This window comes from Streptomyces sp. NBC_01717, from assembly GCF_036248255.1.
In the GTDB taxonomy this organism is placed as follows: Bacteria; Actinomycetota; Actinomycetes; order Streptomycetales; family Streptomycetaceae; genus Streptomyces.
The window spans coordinates 7,944,595-7,967,015 of record NZ_CP109178.1 but is presented as its reverse complement, the minus strand read 5'-3'; the positions used below and the strand labels follow the sequence as shown (position 1 = coordinate 7,967,015).

Genomic DNA, 22,421 nt, shown 5'->3' with positions numbered 1-22,421 from the left:
GTGATGAGTGAGTTCCCCGCATTCCCGCCCGGATTCGTCTTCGGCGCGGCAACGGCCTCGTACCAGATCGAGGGCGCCGCGCAGGAGGACGGCCGCGGCCCTTCCATCTGGGACACCTACAGTCACACGCCCGGCAGGACGGACGGCGGCGACACAGGTGACGTGGCCTGCGACCACTACCACCGCTACCCCGAGGACGTCGCGCTCCTTCGCGACCTGGGAGTGGAGTCGTACCGCTTCTCCATCGCCTGGCCGCGGATCCAGCCCGACGGCAGCGGGCCGGCCAACCAGAAGGGCCTGGACTTCTACTCCCGGCTCGTCGACTCGCTGCTCGAAGCGGGCATCGAGCCGGCCGCCACCCTCTACCACTGGGACCTTCCCCAGGCGCTGGAGGACCGAGGCGGCTGGCGGGTACGGGAGACCGCGGAGCGGTTCGGCGAGTACGCGTCGATCGTCGCCGAGCACCTCGGCGACCGGGTGCCGCGCTGGATCACGCTCAACGAGCCGTGGTGCAGCGCCTTCCTCGGCTACTCCGTGGGCCGGCACGCACCAGGTGCCAAGGAGGGCACCGGGGCGCTGGCCGCCGCGCATCATCTGCTCGTCGGTCACGGCCTGGCGATGAAGGCGCTGCGTGCCGCGGGTGTCCGCGAGGCGGGGATCACGCTCAACCTGGACCGCAACGTGCCGGCCACCGAATCGGACGCCGACCTCGCCGCCGTCGTCCGCGCCGACACCCAGCACAACCTGGTGTGGACCGAGCCGATCCTCGCGGGCCGCTACCCGGCGACCGGTGAGGAGACCTGGGGCGAGCTGATCACCGCGCAGGACTTCCGCCGTGAGGGCGACCTGGAGCTGATCTCCCAGCCGCTGGACTTCCTGGGCATCAACTACTACCGGCCCATCGTGGTCGCCGCCGCCCCCTACCGAGAGGCCGACCCGGCGCTGCGGGTCGCCACGGACAACCGGTACACCGAGACGGAGTACCCGGGCGTCCGGCGCACAGCGATGGGCTGGCCGGTCGTCCCCGAGTCCTTCACCGATCTGCTGACCGCGCTGAAGCGGACGTACGGTGACGCCCTGCCGCCGGTGCACATCACCGAGAACGGCTCCGCGGAGTTCGACACCGTCGGCCCGGACGGAGCCGTCCATGACGCCGACCGGGTGGGCTACCTGGAGAGTCACCTGACGGCTCTGAAGGCGGCGATGGACGCCGGTGTGGACGTGCGCGGCTACTACGTCTGGTCTCTGCTGGACAACTTCGAGTGGGCGCTGGGCTATGCGAAGCGGTTCGGGATCATCCGGGTCGACTACGACACCCAGGAGAGGACTCCGAAGGACAGCTACCGCTGGTATCAGCGGCTGATCGCCGCGCACCGGTCCTAGACGATGTCCTCGATCGCCGGACAGGCCTGATGCAGGCCTGTCCGGCGATCGAGTCCTCGTGCACCACCGGGGCGGTGAACCGGGCCCACCGCGCCACGGCATCAGCCCTCGGAACATCCCGCCCAGGACGACCGCCTCCGGGTCGAACAGGTTCACCGCGCCGGAGAGCGAGAGACCCATCTCGCCGCCCGACGGCTGACCCCGTGATCGCTGGGTGGGCCGCCTGCTGTCAGCCACTCCTCCACCGCACGCCCGGCACGGCGTGTGCTCCACATGGCCGATCAACGTTGGCCGGTTGCGCCTTGCGCTCACAGAGTGACGCACAGAGCCCGGCCCGCTGTCCGTTGCCGTGGAGGACTGATCCATGCCCGACCGACTCGCCGTCAGCCCGCGAGTGGCGCAGATGCGGCTTTCCGGTGCCGACAACGCGTACGGCCGCCCGTTTCCCTGGCTGGCGTCCGTCGCCGCCGCTTTCGCCTTGGTCCAGTTGGTGCTGGTGGTGCCCGGCTCGGGACTCGGCTGGGACGAGACCGTCTACGTCAGTCAGGTCAGCCGGGATGTTCCCGCCGCGTTCTTCAGCGCTCCCCGGGCTCGGGGAATTTCGTATCTGGTCGCGCCCGTGGCCGCGCTGACCTCCTCCACGGCTGCGCTGCACGTGTATCTGGCGCTGTGCTCCGCATTCGGGCTCTTCGTCGCCCTGTGGGTCTGGCGTCGCCTTCTGCCACCCGCGGTTCTCGCCGGGGCGGGCGCGATGTTCGCCGGGCTGTGGATCACCCTGTACTACGGCCCGATGGCGATGCCCAACCTGTGGTGCGCCCTGGGGTCGCTGGCCGCCGTGGGCTGCTTCCTGCGAGCCGTCAGGGAAAGGACCGACGGCAAGGCGCTCGCCGGCCTCGGTACGGGTGTGGTTCTGGTCGCCCTCATGCGACCCTCGGACGCCTGTTACCTGGTCCTGCCTCTGGCCGTGGCGGCCGTGGCGGTCCCGGGCTGGCGGCGCGCGGCCGTACCCGCCGTGCTCGTGGCCGCCCTTCTCCTCGGCTCGGCACCGTGGATCATCGAGGCCCAACTGCACTACGGCGGCGTGACCGCCCGGTTGCACCGAGCCAGCGAGATTCAGGGCGGCCTGGGCCGACATCTCGCCGTCGACGATCAGATTCGAGCCTTGGACGGGCGGACCCTGTGCCGCCCGTGCGAGGTGCCCTGGAAGCACCCGGTCACCGCGGCGTGGTGGTTCGCGCTGCCGCTGTTCACGGCGGGCGGCATCATCGCCGCCGGCCGGCGCCGCTCCGCCGCCGTCCTCGCGACCCTGGTCGCGGCGTCCATGGCGACGCCCTACCTGTTCATGATCGACTACGCTGCCCCCCGGTTCCTGCTTCCCACCTACGCTCTGCTGGCGCTCCCCGTCGCCGAGTGCCTGCGCGGGCTGTTGACCTCCGCCCGCCCCGGGTGGCGGCCGTCGGTCGCCGTGTTGCTCGCGTACGCCCTGGCCGGTCACCTCGCCGTCCAGTACTGGGTACTCGGCCATGTCGTCGCCCGCAGCCGGGTGGCGCGGCAGGAGTACACGGCGATCGCCGACCGGCTGCACCTTCTGGGGGTACGCCCACCCTGCGTGGTCACCGGTTTCGACGCGGTACCGATCGGCTACTACGCCGGCTGCGCGTCACGACAGATCGGCGGCCACGACGGGAGCATCACCACCGACGGTCTGCGGGCGGTAGCCCGTCACACGCCTGTCGCGGTGATCGTGGCTCCCGGGCACAAGCCACCCGCCTACGCCCGCGCCTGGCGGCCCGAAAACGTGCCACCGCTGCGCGGGGGCACGGACCTCGCCGTCTACGTGGCGTCCCCCCGACGATGAGTCCCCGCGGTGCCGGCTGAGCGGAATGGGGCCGCCACCGATCAGTTCCGTGGCCCACATCGGTCTTCGCCCGGTGCACGAGATCCGCTGAGGGCACCGGGCGGAACTCCGGGCACCCGCTCGGAGCACCGGTGATCCGGTGAAATTCGAGGGTGACACCGCCAGTCGTGCGGCCGTCCCTGCCGGCAGGCGCCACCATCGAGTCAACCGGTAGGGACGGAGAACCGATGGCGCAGGACCTGCAGGAAGCCCCACCGGCCGAGCCGGTGGCCAACAAGCGCATCAGTGCCGGTGTGAGAGTCATGGGGTGGCTGACGACCACGGACCACAAGGTCATCGGCAATCTCTACATGGTCACCGCGTTCGGGTTCTTCCTGCTGGGCGGAGTGTTGGCCATGCTCATGCGAGCGGAGCTGGCGCGGCCAGGACTTCAGATCGTCAGCGCGGAACAGTACAACCAGCTGTTCACGATCCACGGCACCATCATGATGCTGCTGTTCGCCACGCCGATGTTCGGCGGCTTCGCGAACGCCATCATGCCGCTGCAGATCGGCGCACCCGACGTCGCCTTCCCTCGTCTGAACGCGCTCACCTACTGGCTCTTCCTGTTCGGCGGAATCATCGTGGTGTCCGGATTCGTGGTGCCCGGCGGCGCGGCACACTTCGGCTGGTTCGCCTACGCCCCGCTGAACAGTGCCGTCTTCTCGCCCGGCGCCGGCGGAGACCTCTGGACCATGGGCCTGGTGCTGTCCGGGATCAGCACGACCCTGGCATCGGTCAATTTCATCACTACGATCGTCTGCCTGCGCGCCCCCGGTATGACCATGTTCCGGATGCCGATCTTCACCTGGAACGTTCTGTTCACCTCGATCCTCGCGCTGCTCGCGTTTCCGGTGCTCGCTGCCACGCTGCTCGCCCTCGAAGCCGACAGGAAGTTCGGGGCGCACGTCTTCGACTCCGCCAACGGCGGGGCACTGCTGTGGCAGCACCTGTTCTGGTTCTTCGGCCATCCCGAGGTCTACATCGTCGCGTTGCCCTTCTTCGGAGTGGTGAGCGAGATCATTCCCGCGTTCAGCCGGAAACCGATGTTCGGGTACTTCGGAATGGTGATGGCCACGATCAGCATCACCATGCTCTCGGCGGTTGTCTGGGCCCATCACATGTTCGCCACGGGAGCCGTGCTCCTGCCGTTCTTCTCCGCCATGTCGTTCATCATCGCCGTGCCCACCGGTGTCAAGTTCTTCAACTGGATCGGCACCATGTGGCACGGCAGTATCACGTTCGAGACACCCATGCTCTGGGCGATCGGCTTCCTCGTGACATTTCTCCTCGGCGGACTCAGCGGGGTGCTGATCGCCTCGCCCCCGCTGGACTTCCACCTCACCGATTCGTACTTCATCGTCGCCCACCTCCACTACGTGCTCTTCGGCACAGTGGTCTTCGCGATGTTCGGCGGCTTCTACTTCTGGTGGCCCAAGTTCACCGGACGCATGCTGGATGAACGCATCGGGCGCATCCACTTCTGGACCTTGTTCGTCGGCTTTCAACTGACCTTCCTGGTCCAGCACTGGCTGGGGGAAGCCGGAATGCCCCGCCGTTACGCCGACTATCTCGCAGTGGACGGGTTCACCTTGCTCAATACGATCTCGTCCATCGGCTCCTTTGTGCTGGGTCTGTCGACACTGCCGTTCCTGTACAACGTGTGGCACACCAGCCGTTACGCACCGAAGGTCGAAGTGGACGACCCGTGGGGGTTCGGCCGTTCCCTGGAGTGGGCGACCTCCTGTCCACCCCCGAGGCACAATTTCCGGGCCTTGCCCCGCGTACGTTCCGACTCGCCGGCCTTCGACCTGCACCACCCCCTGAAGGACAAGCCGGGCCTCGGCCGAGGTGGGTCCCGCTCCATCTCGGGCGCTGAGGAGGAGGCGGGCGAATGAAGACCGAGGCCATTCTCTTCGCCGGAGTCGCGGGGTTCTTTCTCGTGACCGACGTTCTCTACGCCGTGTGGTCCCGGGATCCGACAGGAACGGCGGCGCTCACCATCTCGTTCCTCATGGCGCTGCTGGTCGCGTTCTTCTTCGCCACCAACTACCGGAGGAAGGGACCGCGACCCGAGGACCGCGGAGACGGGAAGATCCATGAGCGGTCCGGCCCGGTGAACTTCTTCTCGCCGCACAGCATCTGGCCGCCGCTGACAGCCATGGGGATGGCCGTGCTCGCTCTCGGTGTGGTGTTCGGTCTGTGGCTCTTCCTGATCGGGCTTGGCCTGGCCCTGGCGGGAGTGTTCGGAATGGTCTTCCAGTACGCGCGCGTGCAGGACTGAGGGCGACTCTCAGTCCTCGGGCTCGCGAACCGGCTCCGGCGGCGCGGTCCGCTCGGCGATCCGGGACCGTTGCTCATCCGTGGCGGGCAGCTCCACGAGGTCTCTGTAGTACCACCCGCTCAGTACGGTCCGAAGCCGTCGCCGACGCGAGACCGGGCCCTCCGCAGGGAGCTCCAGGGGCGTCGGGACATCACGCATCAAGATGCGGTAGCGGGCTGTCGGGCTCAAGGCGCGGTGGCTCTCCGAGAGGTCGCCGTTCACCGATTGGGTCACCTGGCCGGTCTCCTCGCCCTCGGTCAGCCGACGGCGGTCCCTCATCTGAAGGGCGAGGCAGAGGCGTTTTGTCAGCGCGAACGCCAGGACCGGGGCGACGATCAGCGCGATCCTGAGAATCCAGGTCATGACCTCGATCGAAACCCTGAACGAGAAGGCGACGACGTCGTTGCCGCCGGCGACCAGGAGAACGGCGTAGAAGACGATGGCCGCCACGCCGAGCCCGGTGCGGGTCGGCCGGTTGCGCGGCCGGTCGCACAAATGGTGTTCCCTGCGGTCGCCCGTCACCCACTGCTCGAAGAAGGGATAGAGGAACAGCAGTGTGAAGACCACGCCCGGCAGCACGAGCGTCGGAATGAACACATTCCACATGACGGTGTGACCCGCGATGTTGGTCTCCCACGGCGGCATCAGCCGGAGCGCGCCCTCCAGGAACCCGACATACCAGTCCGGCTGTGCGTTACCGGAAACCTGGTCGGCACGGTAAGGACCGTAGTTCCAAACAGGGTTGATCTGGGCGAGCCCGCCCAGCAGGGCCAGTACGCCGAACACCATGAGGAGGAAACCTGTGGTCTTCGCGGTGAAGTGCGGGAACGCCGGTGGGCCGACAGCGTTCTTGTTGGTCTTTCCCTGCCCCGCCCAGTGGGTGTGTTTGAGGTAGACCACCAGCATGAGATGAACGGTGATCAGCGCCACGATCAGGCCGGGCACGAGCAGGATGTGCACGGCGTACAGACGAGGGATCACGTCGTCGCCCGGGAACTGCCCTCCGAAGACGAACAGCTCCACGTACGTTCCGACGACCGGGATCGACCCCACAATGGTGGCCGCCGTCCTCAGGCCCGTACCGGAAAGCAGATCGTCGGGCAGCGAGTAGCCCGCGAATCCTTCGAGGAGCGCGAGTACGAACAGTGTCACGCCCACGACCCAGTTCGCCTCCCGCGGCTTACGGAAGGCGCCGGTGAAGAAGATCCGCAGCAAATGGACGGCGATCGCGGCGACGAACACCAGTGCCGCCCAGTGGTGGATCTGACGGATCAGCAGCCCTCCGCGCACGTCGAAGCTGATGGCGAGGGTGGTGGTGTAGGCCTGCGTCATCCTCACGCCCTGCAGGGGCGCATAGGAACCGGTGTAGACGCTCTCCATCATGCTCGGGTCGAAGAACAGGGTGAGGTACACACCTGTGAGGAGCAGCACCACGAACGAGTAGAGGGCGATCTCGCCGAGGAGGAAGGACCAGTGGTCGGGAAAGGCCTTGCGCAGCAACTGCCTGGCCAGCTCGCTGACGGGCAGGCGCGCATCCATCGCACCGTATCCACTGACCGCCGCCTTCCCGGCCCGGGTCTTCAGCTGCGCCTTACGTTTCCGCAGGGGCATGCACCACTCTCCCGTCGGTCTCCTTTCCACCACCCGTCCCTTATTGTCCCGGTTCGCCCTTTACGAGTAACGCATTACTCGAAGGGATTACGCAGAATCGCGGTATCGGCACCTGATCGGCCGACCTGGCTCTCTCGCGTCCGCCAGCATGGCACTGGCGAGCGCATGGCAGACGCCGTTCAGAGCTGTCGCCCCCTGCCATCTCGGGACACGGCGGCGCCCCCGTGCGTAGCTCGCACAGGGGCGCCGTGAAGAGTGCCGGAATCAATGCGACCTGAGCGCGAACCCCTTCTTCACGAGGAACTTGACGGGCAGTCGGTGGCCCCTCAGGTGCAGCGTGTGGTGCTGCCGGCCGCCGTGGCGGAACTTGGTGGACTTCCCGTGCTGGGTGAACTTCTCGTGCTGGGTGAACTTCTCGTGCTTGCAGTGATGCTTCGGGCCGCCGTGCGGGGAGGCGGCGCTCGCGACCGTCGCCGATCCCGCGAGTACCGAGATCGCGGCGACCGCGGTGACGACGGCGCGCTTGATGGTGAGATTCATTGTTCGTTCGTCCCTTCCGCGCCGGACGTTCCGGCGCGGAATCACCATGTCCCGGGCCCTCGTTCAGACCGGTTCTGCCAGGGATCGCGGCGCGCCGCCCCGTCGGTACTGCATCCGGGCGCCCAGGATGAGGATCCTCTGAGAAGAGTTCGCCCGATGGGGACCACAAGTCGGCACGGCGGGTGAATTTCTCTCATCTCCCCTTCATCCAGGGAGTTCTGGCGTACTCGGGAGTGCCGGTCAACTTCACTCCGATGGGTCAAACGCGGACAGTTCCGGAGGCGCGCGCGGCGTCCTCGGTGGCCGTCCGATTGCCTTCCCGCTGCGAACAAGCCGTACGTCAGGCACGCACCGAGCAGCTCGCCGTGGCGGTAGCTGCCGGGGAGCGTGTCTCCGGATCGCACCCGGAGCCGGTGGAAGGTAAATACGTCGACAGCGCCCCGTCGCGCCCGGCAAAGTGACCGCTCGTGACGAGCAGTGAGCTGTGGACCCGTGCGACCGCCGACCGCTACGACGCAGAGGAACACGAGATGTCCTCGGGCGCTGTTCTCGGTCCGACTCTCGACTTCCTCGCCAAACTCGCCGGAGACGGCCGGGCACTGGAATTCGCCATCGGAACCGGACGAGTGGGCGTCCCCCTCCGGGAACGCGGCGTGCCGGTAGTGGGCATCGAACTGTCCGAACACATGGCAGCGGTTCTGCGAGGCAAGATCGACGAGGACGCCCTCCCGGTCGCACTCGGGGACATGGCCACGACCACCGTCCCCGGCAAGTTCGCCCTGGTCTATCTCGTCTACAACACCATCACGAACCTGCTCACGCAGGACGAGCAGGTCGAGTGCTTCCGAAACGCCGCACGGCACCTGACGCCCGGCGGCCGGTTCGTCATCGAGTTGGGCGTGCCGCCACTGCGGTTCCTGCCGCCTGGACAGGTCGCGGTACCGTTCGACGTCTCCGAGCGGCATCTCGGCTTCGACACCTTCGACCTGGTCGAACAGATCCTCGTCTCGCACCACCTCACCCGCGACGGCGACGACGGCCGCTACCGCCGCGGCAGCTCCCGGCACCGGTACGCGTGGCCGGCGGAACTCGACCTCATGGCACGGATCGCGGGGCTGGAGCTGGAACTGCGCGTCGCGGACTGGGACAGGGCGCCGTTCGCCCAGGACTCCGCGAAGCACATCTCCGTGTGGCGCAAGCCGGCCTGAGTCGATCCCCTGCGCCCCGTCCGCCGGCCGGGCCGTGAACGATGGGGATCCGAACGCCGCACCGGCGCCTTGGCTGTCGTACCAGGCGGTACGGTCGCCTCCCGTGACATCAGGTGGCGTGGTGCCCCGCACCTCGTTCGCCGCGGCCCGTGGCCGGCGGCGTTCTCCTGACGGGTACTCGACGGACCCTGGGACGGGACGCGAGGGCCGCGTGATGCAATGGGAGCCACAGAGCGGATCACGGGGGTGGAGTGGCGCGTGTTGAGCAACGGTGGGCCGGACACGGCGAATTTCCAGTCGCTGGAGGACGGCGATCCTCGGATCGTGGGCGGCTACCGGCTGATGGCGCGGCTCGGGTCCGGCGGCATGGGGCGGGTCTATCTCTCGCACACGCCGGGCGGGCGGGCCGTCGCGGTCAAGGTCATCCGTCCGGAGCTGGCCGAGAGCGCCGAGTTCCGCAAGCGGTTCCGGGCCGAGGTGGCGGCGGCGAGCCGGGTCCACGGGCTCTATACGGCTCCGGTCGTGGACAGCGACACCGAGGGGTCCATGCCGTGGTGTGCGACCGCCTATGTGCCGGGGCCGTCCCTCGCCGATGCGGTGCGTGACCACGGGCCACTGCCCGTCGACACCGTGCTGCGGCTGATCGCCGGTGTCGCGGAGGCCCTGCAGGCGGTGCACCGCGAGGGCATCGTGCACCGGGACCTCAAACCGTCGAACGTCCTGCTCGCTTCGGACGGGCCGCGTGTCATCGACTTCGGTGTCGCGAGGGCTGCGGATACCACGTCGGTGACGCAGAGCGGTACGGCCCTCGGCACGGTCGCCTATATGGCGCCGGAGCAGGTGCTCGGCGGGGAGGCCGCCGCCTCGGCCGATGTGTTCGCGCTGGGACAGACCGCCGTGTTCGCCGCGACGGGCGGTGCCGCCTTCGGGGACGGGGAACCGCACGCGGTGCTCTACCGGGTGGTGCACGAGGAGCCCGACCTCAGCCATGTGCCGGGGGAGATACGGGAATTGGTGGCGCGGTGTCTGCGCAAGCCCGCCGCCGAGAGGCCTTCCGTCGAGGCGGTCATACGCTCGGTTCAGACGATCCGGGCGACTCGCGGTGACGATGTGCGGTTCACGTCCGGAGCGTGGCTGCCGGGTGAGTTGGCGGCGGGGATCGCGGCTCGGACCGAAGGGGCCGATCAAGCCCGGGCGGGGGCGGACCCACGCACGCACGGCCCCGGCGGTTTCGGGCCCGCGCGGAGCTACACCCCCACCGAGCCGTCCCATGCCGTCCTGCCGGGGCCGTTCGTGATGGGGTCTCAGGCCGTGCCGGGTGCGTACGCTCCGCCGCGCGGGCCGCAGCCACAGGATCCGGCCGGTGCCGCGACCGCGTCGGTGGCCGCGAACCGCACGGGCCGCAGGGCCCGCGTCTGGATGCTGTCGGCGGCCGCCGTCGTACTCGTCGCCTGCGGGGCGACCGCCGCGCTGCTGCTCGTCCCGGCCGACGGCGACAAGAGTGACCACCGGGCGCAGGACGCGGCCGTGTCGCAGTCGGCTCCTGTCGCCGAGGCGCCGCCGTCGACGTCCGGCTCCCCTTCCGCCGAAGCCTCGAAGACGCCCAAGCCCACCAAGCCCGCTCCGCAGCCCAGCCCTTCGGGGCCCGCAACCCCCACGCGGGCCGCTGGCCCGGCTCCCGCGACCGCCGCGCCCAGCAAGCCCGCGGCCCCGAAAGCCCCTGCCTCGGTGACGTACACCGGGATCCGGATGACGGCGAGCCATGACCTGTATCTGACGGACACCCCAGTGCGGTCCAAGGCGGACGCCGGGAGCGCTGACGAGGATCTCACGTACGCCGTCTACTCCTCGGGCGCGGTGCTCGCCCCCGGCACCACCTCCGGAAGCTCCCTTGCCCTGCTGCCCGCGGGGCGGCAGGGGAGCCTGGAGGCGTGCAGGGCGGCGACCGGCTACAAGAGCTACATCTGGGTCAAGGACCTGGCCCTGGGCCAGCAGATGTGCGTCATCAGCGGTACGGGGCACGTGGGGCTCGTGACGTATCGGGGCTCGTCGGGGACGACGTCCGCCACCCTGGACGTGACGGTGTGGCGCAACGCGGCCTGAGTGCTGTCCCGTAATCCCTGGTCGATCGGCGCGCGGCGCGGCGCTGCCACGAACGGCTCGCCGATGAGCCGGCAGCTGAACAGCCCGTCGCCTGAACAGCCCGTCGCCCTCTCGTCGCTGCTGCCCCGCCGCACCAGCATCAGTTGCATCCTCAACCACTTGGGCGGGCAGCACAGTACCGCAGTCGGGGTGCGAAGCCTGGATGCCCGATCGGGTGCCGCTTCGTCAGGCCGACGGGTTCCCTGACGTGCCGGCGGCGAACGGCGTGACGCTGAATCGGTCGTCGCAATTGGTGATCTCTCCCGGGATCACCAGCGAGGCGGTGTCGCCCGGGGGATAGATCCGCAACTGCGCCGACGTGGGCAGGCACTCCCCCTGCCGGTTGATGGTGTGGATCGTGACGCTCGCGGAGCCGCCGGGCTCCAGGACCACCGGTGCGTACGTTTTGCGGTCGCGGGTCGCCGGCGCGCCGATCTGCTCTCCGCCCGCGTCCAGCAGGGACAGCCCCGGGTAGCCGGAGACCTGGCACGCACCGGACGTGCGGTTCGTGAGCACGAGGTACCGGTAGAGATTGCCCGCACCCGCGTCGCCGCCGCCGAGCGAGACGGTGAGCTGCGAAGCGGTGCACATCGGTGAGGTCCCCGGCGTGCGAGCGGACGGGCCGACTGTGCGGCCGGACGGGCCGGTTGTGCCGGCGGACGGGTCGCCCGGCGGGCGGTGGGTGGGCGTCGGGACGGTCGGGGGCGAAGTACTGGACGGTGGGGTGGCGGGGCTGGGCGAGTGCGAGTGCGGTCCCGGGCCGGTCCGCGTACCGGTGGCGGTGGGTACGACCAGCTCGTCGCCACCGTTCGTGGAGATCGCCCCGACCAGGTACGGGGCCCCGCCGAGCACCGCGGCGGCGGCCGCGGCAACCATCACCGCCCGGGCCCGCCTGCGGCGTGCGGCCCGGCGGCGGATGCGGTGGAAGGCGCCGGGCGGAGTGACCAGGTAGGTGGCCGGCGGGCGCAGCAGCGGCTCCAGCGGGTCGGGCCGGTCGGCATCCAGCCGTCCGGTCAGGTCGCCGTCCTCACGGTCGTCAGGCGATCCGGTCATGGTGTCCCCCGAGCTCGGCGCGGAGCAGTTCGCGGGCCGCGTGCAGATCGGCCTTGATGGTTCCCTCCCTGCGGCCCAGCAGCCTGGCCACCTCGCGTACCGGCAGATCGGCGTAGTAGTACAGCAGAGCCGGGTTGCGCAGCCGCGCGGGCAGCGACTGCACCAGCATGCGTACGGAAGGATCGGTCTCGTGGTGCTGCTTTTGCTGTTCCTGGGCGGAGACACGGCGCATGGCCCCGCGTTCACGCTCCAGTTTGCGCCAGTGGTCGCGGACCAGATTCGCCGCGGTCACGTAGAGGAAACCGCTGGGCTCCTCGACCCTGGCCCAGCGCGCCCACAGGCGGGTGAACGCCTCCGCGGCGATCTCGTGCGCGGTCTCGTCGTCCTCCACCAGCCGGCGCACCCAGCCGGCCAGCCGCGGGTAGACGGCCGCGAACAGTTCGGAGGCCGCGCGCTCCTGGGACCGGATGGCCGCTCGCCTCCTTCCTGTCGTGACACCCGTCGTGCCGCCCGGCAAGGCGGCTGCCTGCTCCCCGCTCACGACGCGGCGACCAGCGAGGCGTAGACGATGACGTTGTCCGAGTAGCCGCCGGCTGCGCCGACCCGGGTGCCGCCGCAGGTGATGAGACGCAGCGCCGGGTGGTCGACGTTCCCGTACACACGCTGCGTCGGGAATCTTGTTTTGGCCACCGTCTGCACCGAGTCCACGGAAAACGTCGCCACCGAGCCGTCCATGCGGGTGACCGACACCCGGTCGCCCGCACGTAACCGGGGCAGTTGCTTGAAGACCCCGTCCCCGTACCTGCCGACGGTGACGTGACCGAGGATCACCGACGGCCCCGTCTGGCCGGGCGTCGGCGAGCCGTCGTACCAGCCCGCGGGTGCGTGTGCGGCGATCGGCGGTACGGCCACCTCACCGTCGGCGAGCAGGCCCAGGGGCATCACGGCGGTGTCGACGCCGATCAACGGGATGCGAAGCCGCTCGGGGAGTGAGCGCGCCATGGCGCGGACCGCTGCCGACGGCGCCGCGGGGGTGGTGCCGGGCGGCGCGGAGAACGCGGCACTGCTGGAGGATGCCTCGGGGGCGGGTGCAGTCGGCGTACAGCCGCAGACGAGTGTGAGAGCGGCGGCAGTGAGCACGGTCGCCGTACGGTGACGGAGCCGACGCGAGGGCGGGGCGAAGGCGATCAAAGCTCAGCCCCGGACCCACGTCCGGCGCCGCAGCGCGACCGCGAACCCGGCACCACCGAGTGCCAGCACTCCGCCCGCTGCTGCACCGAGGGCCCGGCCCGGATGGGCCCCGTCGGGGGAGGTGGCGGCCATCCCGGTGTCCGGTGCACCGCTGGGCACGGCGGTGACCTGCCCGCCGGACCCTGATCCGCCGGTGCCGCCGCTGCTCGGCAAGGAACCCGCCGGGTTGCCGCCGGTGCCCGCGGCGAGCGGCGTGATGCTCAGCACGCTGTGGCAGTTGGCGATCTCGCCGGCAAGGACCAGCGACGCGGTGTTGCCGGGTGGGTAGACCCGCACCTGGGTGGAGGTGGGAAGGCAGGTGCCCTGGTGGTTGACGGTGTGGATGGTGTCGCTGGCCGAGCCGCCAGGCTTCAGTACCACCGGCTCGTACGACGTGTGCTCGCGGGTCGCGGCCGGACCGATCTGCCGCCCGGAGGCGTCCAACAGCGACACACCGGGGAAGCCGGTGAGGTGGCAGGTTGTCGAACTGTGGTTGGTCAGCACCAGGTAGCGGTAGAGGTTCCCCGCGCCGGCGTCGCCGGCGCCGAGCGAACCCGTCAACTGCGAGGTCGCGCACATCGGAGTGCTGGATGCCTCTTGTACGGGCATGGCCGCCGTCGCGGGGACGACGGTGAACACGGCGACGACTGCGACCGCCGCACCGGCGGCGAGTGGTCCCTTGCGCATGTCCTGCTCCCTCTCCTCACGTCGGCCGCCGGCCTCATGGGCGGACACCGGGCCGGCCGATCCGGGATTCGCGAACAGAGACGACGTGGCACCGCACCGGGTTGTAAAGAAACGTCAAAGCCTGAGCGCCGCAGCGGGACTTGGGCAGGGTGCGAGGGTGCGGCGCGGCTCGCAGCAGGGCAGCAGGGCAGCAGGGCAGCAGGGCAGCAGGGCAGCAGGGCAGCAGGGCAGCAGGGCAGCAGGGCAGCAGGGCAGCAGGGCAGCAGGGCAGCAGGGCAGCAGGGCAGGCGTACCACGGCAGAGGCACGTCGCCGCGCGCTCACCGAGACCGAGGTCTGCGCTCGCACGTGGGGCACTCCGCGGCGAGGTGGGTTGTGCACCGTCCGCTCAGTGGGCTGGCGGGCGGTTTCGGTGACCGACGACCCGCCGGCCCCATGCCGGGTCAACCCCCGACGACCTCTGGGGGCGGCATGACCACCAGTGATCATTCGGCGCTGGACCGGTGCGCCGAGCGCTGTCGATGCGCAGCCGCGCGTGCCCCGGCTGTGTACTCCGGGCACAGCCCGTACGGAGCGCTTCCATCGGATCGGGAATACGCTGCCGACGAGGGCTGCGGCCATGATCGGAAGCTGTGGGACGGCGCGGATGGCACGGGACACCGGTGACGGCCTGGGGAGTGATGCGGTCGTCGGCGCCGACGTGGTCGTCGGCGCCGAGGTCGCGGCGACCGCTGTGCTGGATTCCCGAGGTGTCGTCGTCCGATGGAGCCCGGCCGCCGAACAGCTGCTGGGCCGTCCGACGGCCCAGGTCCTGGGCCGTCCCGCCACCGAACTGCTCGCCCGGCCCGAGCCGGCCGCAGCCGCCGCGGCACAGCGCGCACTGCGAGGGGCACCGGAGGTACGGTCCGCCGTCGTGACCGTGCGCTGCGGGGACGGCCGACTGCTGGAGCTGGTCCTGTGGGCGTACCCCTCGACCGGCCCCGAAAGCCCCGGGACCGCGCCGCACTGGGTGGTCCTGGCCGTCGAGGCAGCCCAGATGCGCCGCTGGGAAGGCGACCGGGCGGTCATGGAGGGACTCTTCTCCCAGTCGCCCGTCGGCCTGCTGGTCACCGATACCGGACTGCGCTGCGTACGGCGCAATGTGGCCCTGGAGCGCATGACCGGCACACCGACGGAGGAACGGCTGGGCAAGCGGATCGGGGTGGCACTGCCGGGGCTGAGCGCCGAGGCCATCGAGGCGCAGATGCAGCAGGTCCTGGACACCGGCGTCCCGACCATGGATTTCGTGCACCGTGGGCGCACCGTGGCCGACCCGGAACACGAGCATGTGTGGTCCACCAGTACCTTCCGGCTCCAGGACCCGGCCGGAGCCGTCCTCGGGCTGTGCCACGCGGTCATCGACGTCACCGCCAGTTACCGGGCCCAGGAACGGAGGGCTCTGCTCAACGAGGCCAGTCTGCGCATCGGCACCACCCTGGACGTCATGCGGACCGCGCAGGAACTGGCCGCGGTGGCCGTCCCCCGTTTGGCCGACACCGTCACCGTCGATCTGCTGGACGCCGTCGTGCAGGGCGAGGCGCCCCGGCCGGGTCCGGTCGAAGACAGCGTCACGCTGCGCCGCGCGGCATTTCGGTCCACTTGGCGCGGGCATTCCCGGGCGGCGTACGCGGTCGGCGAGCTGAGCCGGTTCGCCTCTTCTTCGCCGCAGGCCCGTTGCATGGCCGACCTCGAAGCCCGCCTCGTCGCCAGACTTGACTTCACCGCCGACTGGTTGCGGGACGATGCCCGGCGAATCGTGGGAATCCGAGCCGCCGGCGCGCACTCCCTGATGGTGGTACCGCTGGCCGCCCGGAACGTCCTGATGGGCGTGGCCAGCTTCTACCGGTGGCAGCAACCGGACCCGTTCGACGACGAGGACCTCACCCTCTCCGCGGAGCTGGCCTCCCGCGCCGCCGTGTGCATCGACAACGCCCGCCGCTACACCCGCGAAAGCGCCGCCTCCCTGGCCCTGCAACGCAGACTGCTCCCCAGCGAGCTGCCCGAGCTCCACGCCGTCGAGGTCGCCGCACACTACCGACCCGCCGGCGCGGAGAGCGACGTGGGAGGCGACTGGTTCGATGTCATCCCGCTCTCCGGCGCCCGAGTCGCCCTGGTCGTCGGCGACGTCCCCGGACACGGCATACACGCCTCCGCCACCATGGGGCGGCTGCGTACCGCCGTGAACACCCTCGCCGACCTCGACGTACCCCCGGACGAGCTGCTCACGCACCTCGACGACCTGGCGGTCCGGCTCGCCGAGGAGGACGGTTCCTCCGGCTCCCCGCCGACCGGCGGTACCGTCACCGGGACCACCTGCCTGTACGCGGTCTACGACCCGGTCGAGCGACGCTGCACGCTGGCCTCCGCCGGCCACTACCCGCCCGCGGTGGTGCACCCCGACGGCACCGTCGAGTTCCCGCGCCTGCCCGCGGGCCCGCCGCTGGGCCTGGGCGGCCTGCCCTTCGAGACCGCCGAGCTGGATCTCGCGGACGGAACCGTGCTCGCCCTCTATACCAACGGACTCCTCCTGGGACGGGACCCCGACATCGACGTCGGACTTCAGGCACTGCGGCGCAGCCTGTCCCACCCCGACCGCCCGCTCGAGCAGATCTGCGACCAGGTGGCCGCCACCCTGCTCCCCCTGCGGCCACCGGACGACGTCGCGCTCCTGCTCGCCCGCACCCACGCCCTGGGCGCGGACCGCGTCGCCTCCTGGGACCTGGCCGCCGACCCGGCGGTCGTCATGGATGCCCGGTCCCTGGCCGCGCGGAAGCTGACCGAGTGGGGTCTGGAAGAGATCTCGTTCATCGCCGAACTGGTCGTCAGCGAACTGGTCACCAACGCCATCCGCTACGGCCTCCCGCCGATCGGGCTTCGGCTGATCCGCAACTCCAACCTCATCTGCGAGGTCTCCGACAGCAGCAGCACTTCTCCTCATCTGCGTCGCGCCGGAGCGGACGACGAGGGCGGCCGCGGCCTGTTCCTCGTCGCCCAGCTCACCCAACGCTGGGGCACCCGTTACACCACGAACGGCAAGACCATCTGGACCGAACTCGCCCTGCCCCACGCGATGTGATCCGCCACCCAGATCCGGACCACCCGCGGACCAGGCCCGTCACGTCATTCAACCCGAAGCTCCGGCGCAGCGGTTGGGCCGCGCGGCCGGCGGCCTGAGCGTGCCAGGAAGCCCTCGGGATCGGCCGCACCGGCGGGTCCGCCCCGCAACGGCCCCGGACGATCCTCTATCGCCGGGCGCGCAGTGCCTCCCACTGCGCTGCGGCGCCGTCCAGCAGCATCTCGAGGGCGGTGGGATAAGCGCTGTCGACCATGCGGGTCGCCAGGAGGGGCGCCGCCTCGGCGATCCGGGGGTGTGTGGTGCGCGGCAGGCGGGCGTACGTCGAGCGCCACATGTCCTCGTCGGCTCTGAGACTTTCGCGTGGCAGAGCCAGCGAGGCGGCGTCGAGCGCGGCGAAGGCCAGGGTCTGGTCGATGAAGGCCTGGTAGATCCGTACCGTGTCCGGCAAGGGGAACCCCGCCGTGCGAAGTACGTCGAGGATGGCCTCGTCGGCTGCCAGCTCGTGGGCCCGGCCGGTGACCCTGTTCGCTGTCAGGAGTGCCGCCTGCGGATGCCCGACGTACACGGCGTGGATGCGCAACCCGAGGCCGCGCAGATCCGACCGCCACTCCCCCGTGGGCCGCCAGCCCTGCAGGGCCTGCCCGATGAGGGCGTCGCCGATGGCAAGGGTCAGATCGTCCATTCCGCGGAAGTACCGGTAGAGGGTGCTGGGGTCGGCGTCCAGGGCCAGGCCTAGACGGCGGGCGGTGAGTCCCGCACTGCCGTGCTCACGCAGCATCCGCAGGGCGGTCTCCAGAATCAGCTGCTCGGACAGCACGGTGCCGCTCCTGGTGGGACGGCGGCGCCGCCGTTTCTCCTCGGGCACCACAGCTTTCGCCATCGCCGCCTCCTCGCCCCCGATCCTTATGCCAACACCATTGACCTTATCCGAGCACCCGGCGTTGGATCTCCCGGCAGGGGCGCCCGCACCTCCGGTGCGCGCGGTCACGCCCCGCCTTCAGGGAGGAAGTCCGTGTCATGCGTGTTCTGCTTGTGGGAGCCGGCGGTGTGGGAACTGCGATCACCCGGATCGCGGCCCGGCGCACGTTCTTCGACGAGATGGTCGTGGCCGACTACGACCTGAGCCGGGCCGAGGCGGCGGTCGCCGCCCTCGCGGGTGCCGCGGGCCGCTTCCGTGCCGAGCACGTCGACGCGTCCGATCAGGCGGCGGTGACGGCGCTGCTGACGCGGCACGGGTGCGACGTCCTGCTCAATGCCACCGACCCGCGGTTCGTGATGCCGCTCTTCCAGGCGGCGCTCGCGGCCGGCGCGACCTACCTCGACATGGCGATGTCTCTGTCGCGCCCGCACTCCGACCGGCCGTACGAGGAGTGCGGGGTCATGCTCGGCGACACGCAGTTCGCGCAGGCCGCCGACTGGGAGAAGGCGGGCGCGCTGGCCCTCGTCGGCATGGGTGTGGAGCCGGGGCTGTCCGATGTCTTCGCGCGGTACGCAGCCGACGAACTCTTCGACGAGATCGACGAGATCGGCATCCGCGACGGCGCGAACCTCACCGTCGACGGCTACGAATTCGCGCCATCCTTCAGCATCTGGACCACCATCGAGGAGTGCCTCAATCCGCCGGTCGTCTACGAGGCGGACCGCGGCTGGTTCACCACCGCGCCTTTCAGCGAGCCGGAGGTGTTCGACTTCCCCGAGGGCATCGGCCCGGTCGAGTGTGTGAACGTGGAGCACGAGGAGGTGCTGCTCGTCCCCCGTTGGATCGACGCACGGCGCGTGACCTTCAAGTACGGCCTGGGCGAGGAGTTCATCCAGACCCTCAGGACGCTGCACCTCCTGGGTCTGGACCGCACCGACCCGGTGACCGTGCCGAGTGCTGCGGGCCCGGTGGGTGTGTCACCCCGGGATGTCGTGGCCGCCTGCCTGCCGGACCCGGCGACGCTGGGCGAGCGCATGCACGGCAAGACCTGCGCGGGCACCTGGGTGCGCGGTACCAAGGACGGTGCGCCGCGCGAGGTCTACCTCTACCACGTGGTCGACAACCAGTGGTCGATGGCCGAGTACGGCTCCCAGGCGGTGGTGTGGCAGACCGCCGTCAACCCGGTCGTCGCCCTCGAACTCCTGGCCACGGGCGCGTGGACCGGCTCGGGAGTACTCGGCCCGGAGGCCTTCCCCGCCCGCCCCTTCCTGGACCTGCTCAGCGCGTATGGCTCTCCGTGGGGCATGCGGGAGCAGTGACCGTGCCGGGCTCACCGGGGGATCCGGCCTCCTTCCCGGTGAGAGGGAGCGGCGGACCGCCGATCCCCTCGCCGCTCCCGGGGTGCTCCCAGCTGCCGGCGTCGGCCAGGAGCACCCGCAGTTCCTCGCCTGCAAGGGTGCGCTTCGACGGCTCGTGGGACTGGCATCCTCCGACGGTGCCGAGCCCAACGGGCCTGCCGGGCCCTCAGCCTCCTCACCCGCGTCAGCGCGACGACCGCAGCAGTGAAAATCGCCGTCGCGGATGCCACGACTACCGGCTCGTACCAGGGGGAATGCGCCCGCTGGAGCGCCGTGGCCCGGGCGGAACGCCCAACCAGCCGTGGACAACAGTGGATTGACGTAACAGTGCCGGAAGGGCAAAGATCGTCACGCTCGAGATTGACAACGTTGTCGTACGAGAGGATCGCGATGAGAGCGTTGAAACGCGTGTTCACCGCCTTGTTGATAGCCACCACTGTGGCCACGGCTTCCGCCACCTCCGGCGTCGCAAACGCCAAGGAGCAGGGGCCGAAGTTCGCCGATGACCCCACCACACTGGTCGACACGTCGATCGGCAACAACGGTGACGGGACCACCTTCCCGGGCGCCGCCGCCCCGTTCGGCATGGTGCAGCTGAGCCCTGACACGCAGTTGAACAAGTACGCTTCCTACGACTACCAGCAGGACACCATCCTCGGCTTCAGCCACACGCACCTCTCGGGTGTCGGCTGCCAGACGATGGGCAACTTCCGGTTCATGCCGACCACCGGTGCGGTCACGTCGTCCGACCCGGCGCAGTCCGGTGCGAAGTTCAGTCATGACAACGAAACCCGCGCGCCGGGCTACTACGGCGTGAAGTTCGACAACGGCATCCAGGCCGAGCTCACCGCAACGCAGCGGACCGGCCAGCACCGCTACACCTACCCCGCCGGATCGGGCCCCCAGAACGTCCTCATCGAGGCCGGCGAGAGCAACGGCAGCACCTACGCCGGCGACGTCGAGGTGGTCGGCAACGACACCGTGGAAGGCTGGGTCCAGGGGGGCAACTTCTGCGGGGAGACCGGCAAGGAGCGCTACCGAATATTCTTCAGCGCCAAGTTCGACCGGAAGTTCTCGAACTTCGGAACCTGGACCGACGGCACCCTCACCCCGGACCGCCGCGAAGCATCGCGCGGCGCCAAGCGCGCCGGCGCCTGGGTGACGTTCGACCCGGCAAAGGGTGACCAGGTCGGTACCTCGGTGGGCCTCTCCTACACCTCGGTCGACGGCGCGCGGCTCAACCGCAAGGCCGAGCAGCCGAAGTCGTTCGACAAGGCCCGCACCGGCGCGCACGACGCCTGGCAGGACGAGCTGAGCCGCATGCGCGTGGCGGGCGGCAGCACCGCCGACCAGCGCACGTACTACAGCGCGCTCTACCACTCGCTGCTGCACCCGTCGATCGGGTCCGATGTCGACAACCGCTACCGCGGCTTCGACGATCAGGTGCACCGCGCGGATTCCACGTACTACCAGATGTTCTCGCTCTGGGACACCTACCGCTCGCAGAACCAACTGGTGGCCCTGCTGCACCCGGACAAGGCGGCGGACATGGCCAAGTCCGTGCTGCACATCTACCAGGACGGTGGCTGGCTGCCGCGCTGGGGACTCGGCAACGGCGAGACCAACGTGATGAGCGGTGACCCCATCACCCCGTGGATCGTCGACATCTACAACCGCGGCCTGCTCGACAACCGCACCTCGCGCCAGCTCTTCGACGCGCTCTGGAAGAACGTCAATGAGGTTCCCGCGGACCAGTCGATCTTCCGCGGGCGTGACGGCAACCCGACGTACGTCGAGAACGGCTGGGTCGGCTACCAGAACCTGCCCGGTTACAAGTACGGCGACAGTCGCCAGGCAGGCTCGGCGACGCTCGAGTACTCGCTCGCCGACTGCGCTCTGTCCACGATGGCCGGCGGCCTCGGCTACAAGGACAAGGCCGCGACGCTCGCCTCGCGCTGCGACAACTTCACCAAGCTCTGGGACCCCGACGTCACGTCGCAGGGCTTCTCAGGGTTCCCGGTCGCGAGGAACGCGGACGGCACCGTCGCGGGCGACCCCGACCCGGCCCAGGCCGGCGCGTTCCACGAGGGCACCGCGTGGCAGTACGAATGGCTCGCCCAGCAGGACCCGCAGACCCTCTTCGGGCTCATGGGTGGCCGGGCGAAGGCCGAGCAGCGGCTCGACAAGTTCTTCGACATGCCGACCGTGCTCACCGACCCTGCGAAGGCCGCTTCGGAGTCATGGGTGACCGGCGCGTACGACTACCACAACAACTTCGCCTTCAACCCCAACAACGAACCCGACTTCCACACGCCGTGGATGTACACGTGGACCGGCGCACCGTGGAAGACCTCAGCCGTGCTGCGCGCGATGCGGACGCTCTTCACCGACAACGTGTACGGCATGCCCGGCAACGACGACCTCGGCGCCACCTCGTCGCTGCTCGTCTTCGCCATGACCGGCATCTTCGAGGCTCAGCCGGGCTCCGCCAACTACGTAGTGACCGCGCCCATGTTCGAGAAGGTCGAGATCCGGCCTGAGCACGGACGCAAGATCAGCGTCGAGGCCCCGGGCGCCAACGCGTCGAAGCTCCAGTACGTGTCCTCCGTGGGCACGAACAAGGGCATGCTGCGCCAGAGCTGGCTCTCTCACAAGGACCTGCTCCGCTCCGGCACGATCAGGATCAAGCTCTCCGACAAGCCGACGAGCTGGGGTGTCAACGCCGCCCCGCCCGCCATGGCCGCCCAGGACTGATGTTTTGGGGTGCGGTCCCTCCCGCGAGGAGGGCCGCACCCCGGTGGAATCCTTGGATGGCGCTTTCCACCTCTTCACCAACATCGCATCCGACCAGGACGACGTGTTCCATCGCGTCAGCCCTGACGGTTGCCGCATGGCCCATGATGCGCTCTCCCGACGGCACCGCGCCGGCTCACGGCGAGACGAGCGGGGCGAGCTC

The 22,421-nt window shown here is 69.7% G+C and carries 17 protein-coding genes; 10 read left to right on the top strand and 7 right to left on the bottom strand.

The annotated features are described in order from the left end of the window. The first annotated feature begins 3 nt into the window (after positions 1-3). From OHB49_RS36105 to OHB49_RS36090, 4 genes are all read left to right on the top strand, one after another. A complete protein-coding gene (locus OHB49_RS36105; RefSeq protein ID WP_329165087.1) occupies positions 4-1,383 on the top strand; it encodes a GH1 family beta-glucosidase in 1,380 nt (459 codons plus the stop codon). Between the two features lie 364 nt (positions 1,384-1,747). Beyond that, positions 1,748-3,241 carry a hypothetical protein gene (locus OHB49_RS36100; RefSeq protein WP_329165086.1) on the top strand — a complete coding sequence of 498 codons (1,494 nt, stop codon included), beginning with the start codon at positions 1,748-1,750 and terminating at the stop codon, positions 3,239-3,241. Positions 3,242-3,468: 227 nt separating this feature from the next. Next, positions 3,469-5,178 (top strand): aa3-type cytochrome oxidase subunit I, encoded by a 1,710-nt coding sequence (gene ctaD, locus OHB49_RS36095; protein ID WP_443079597.1) that lies wholly within the window; start codon positions 3,469-3,471, stop codon positions 5,176-5,178. Further along, the gene (locus OHB49_RS36090; protein ID WP_329165084.1) at positions 5,175-5,564 is read left to right on the top strand and encodes a cytochrome c oxidase subunit 4; all 390 of its coding nucleotides are present in this window, start codon (positions 5,175-5,177) and stop codon (positions 5,562-5,564) included. The genes ctaD and OHB49_RS36090 overlap by 4 nt, the downstream gene beginning before the upstream one ends. Positions 5,565-5,573: 9 nt before the next feature. On the opposite strand, the gene qcrB is transcribed toward OHB49_RS36090, so the two are convergent. Next, positions 5,574-7,214, bottom strand: coding sequence for a cytochrome bc1 complex cytochrome b subunit (gene qcrB / locus OHB49_RS36085; RefSeq protein WP_329165082.1), 1,641 nt, complete (start codon positions 7,212-7,214; stop codon positions 5,574-5,576). A 264-nt stretch (positions 7,215-7,478) separates the two neighbouring features. Next, positions 7,479-7,754, bottom strand: coding sequence for a hypothetical protein (locus OHB49_RS36080; protein ID WP_030979706.1), 276 nt, complete (start codon positions 7,752-7,754; stop codon positions 7,479-7,481). Between the two features lie 467 nt (positions 7,755-8,221). Here OHB49_RS36080 and OHB49_RS36075 point away from each other — a divergent pair, with 467 nt between their 5' ends. Both OHB49_RS36075 and OHB49_RS36070 read left to right on the top strand, forming a co-directional pair. After that, entirely contained in the window at positions 8,222-8,962 is a 741-nt protein-coding gene (locus tag OHB49_RS36075; RefSeq protein WP_329165080.1) for a class I SAM-dependent DNA methyltransferase, read from the top strand. A gap of 258 nt (positions 8,963-9,220) precedes the next feature. After that, positions 9,221-11,065, top strand: coding sequence for a serine/threonine-protein kinase (locus OHB49_RS36070; protein ID WP_329165079.1), 1,845 nt, complete (start codon positions 9,221-9,223; stop codon positions 11,063-11,065). Positions 11,066-11,290: 225 nt separating this feature from the next. On the opposite strand, the gene OHB49_RS36065 is transcribed toward OHB49_RS36070, so the two are convergent. The 3 genes from OHB49_RS36065 to OHB49_RS36055 all read right to left on the bottom strand — a co-directional run bounded on the left by OHB49_RS36065 (position 11,291) and on the right by OHB49_RS36055 (position 13,159). Beyond that, positions 11,291-12,157, bottom strand: a complete 867-nt coding sequence (locus OHB49_RS36065; protein ID WP_329165078.1) for a DUF4232 domain-containing protein — start codon at positions 12,155-12,157, stop codon at positions 11,291-11,293. After that, positions 12,141-12,626 (bottom strand): RNA polymerase sigma factor, encoded by a 486-nt coding sequence (locus OHB49_RS36060; RefSeq protein WP_329166751.1) that lies wholly within the window; start codon positions 12,624-12,626, stop codon positions 12,141-12,143. Before OHB49_RS36060 ends, OHB49_RS36065 begins: the two co-directional genes overlap by 17 nt. A 68-nt stretch (positions 12,627-12,694) precedes the next feature. Beyond that, on the bottom strand, positions 12,695-13,159 hold the full coding sequence (locus tag OHB49_RS36055; protein ID WP_078853063.1) for a class F sortase: 465 nt from the start codon (positions 13,157-13,159) through the stop codon (positions 12,695-12,697). Between OHB49_RS36055 and OHB49_RS45925 the strand changes: the two genes are divergently transcribed. Continuing rightward, complete coding sequence (locus OHB49_RS45925) at positions 13,158-13,313, top strand: hypothetical protein (RefSeq protein WP_443079596.1); 156 nt, start codon at positions 13,158-13,160, stop codon at positions 13,311-13,313. The two genes, OHB49_RS36055 and OHB49_RS45925, sit on opposite strands and share 2 nt — an antisense overlap. A 38-nt stretch (positions 13,314-13,351) precedes the next feature. Here OHB49_RS45925 and OHB49_RS36050 read toward each other — a convergent pair whose 3' ends face one another. Then, positions 13,352-14,074: a DUF4232 domain-containing protein gene (locus tag OHB49_RS36050; RefSeq protein ID WP_329165076.1), complete on the bottom strand. Its 723-nt coding sequence runs from the start codon at positions 14,072-14,074 to the stop codon at positions 13,352-13,354. Positions 14,075-14,719: 645 nt separating this feature from the next. Here OHB49_RS36050 and OHB49_RS36045 point away from each other — a divergent pair. Further along, entirely contained in the window at positions 14,720-17,188 is a 2,469-nt protein-coding gene (locus OHB49_RS36045) for a SpoIIE family protein phosphatase (RefSeq protein ID WP_329165075.1), read from the top strand. A 166-nt stretch (positions 17,189-17,354) separates the two neighbouring features. Here OHB49_RS36045 and OHB49_RS36040 read toward each other — a convergent pair whose 3' ends face one another. After that, positions 17,355-18,068, bottom strand: a complete 714-nt coding sequence (locus OHB49_RS36040; protein ID WP_030979718.1) for a TetR/AcrR family transcriptional regulator — start codon at positions 18,066-18,068, stop codon at positions 17,355-17,357. Between the two features lie 137 nt (positions 18,069-18,205). Here OHB49_RS36040 and OHB49_RS36035 point away from each other — a divergent pair, with 137 nt between their 5' ends. After that, complete coding sequence (locus tag OHB49_RS36035; protein ID WP_329165074.1) at positions 18,206-19,426, top strand: saccharopine dehydrogenase family protein; 1,221 nt, start codon at positions 18,206-18,208, stop codon at positions 19,424-19,426. Between the two features lie 429 nt (positions 19,427-19,855). Further along, the gene (locus tag OHB49_RS36030) at positions 19,856-22,219 is read left to right on the top strand and encodes a GH92 family glycosyl hydrolase (RefSeq protein WP_329165072.1); all 2,364 of its coding nucleotides are present in this window, start codon (positions 19,856-19,858) and stop codon (positions 22,217-22,219) included. The last annotated feature ends 202 nt before the right edge of the window (positions 22,220-22,421 follow it).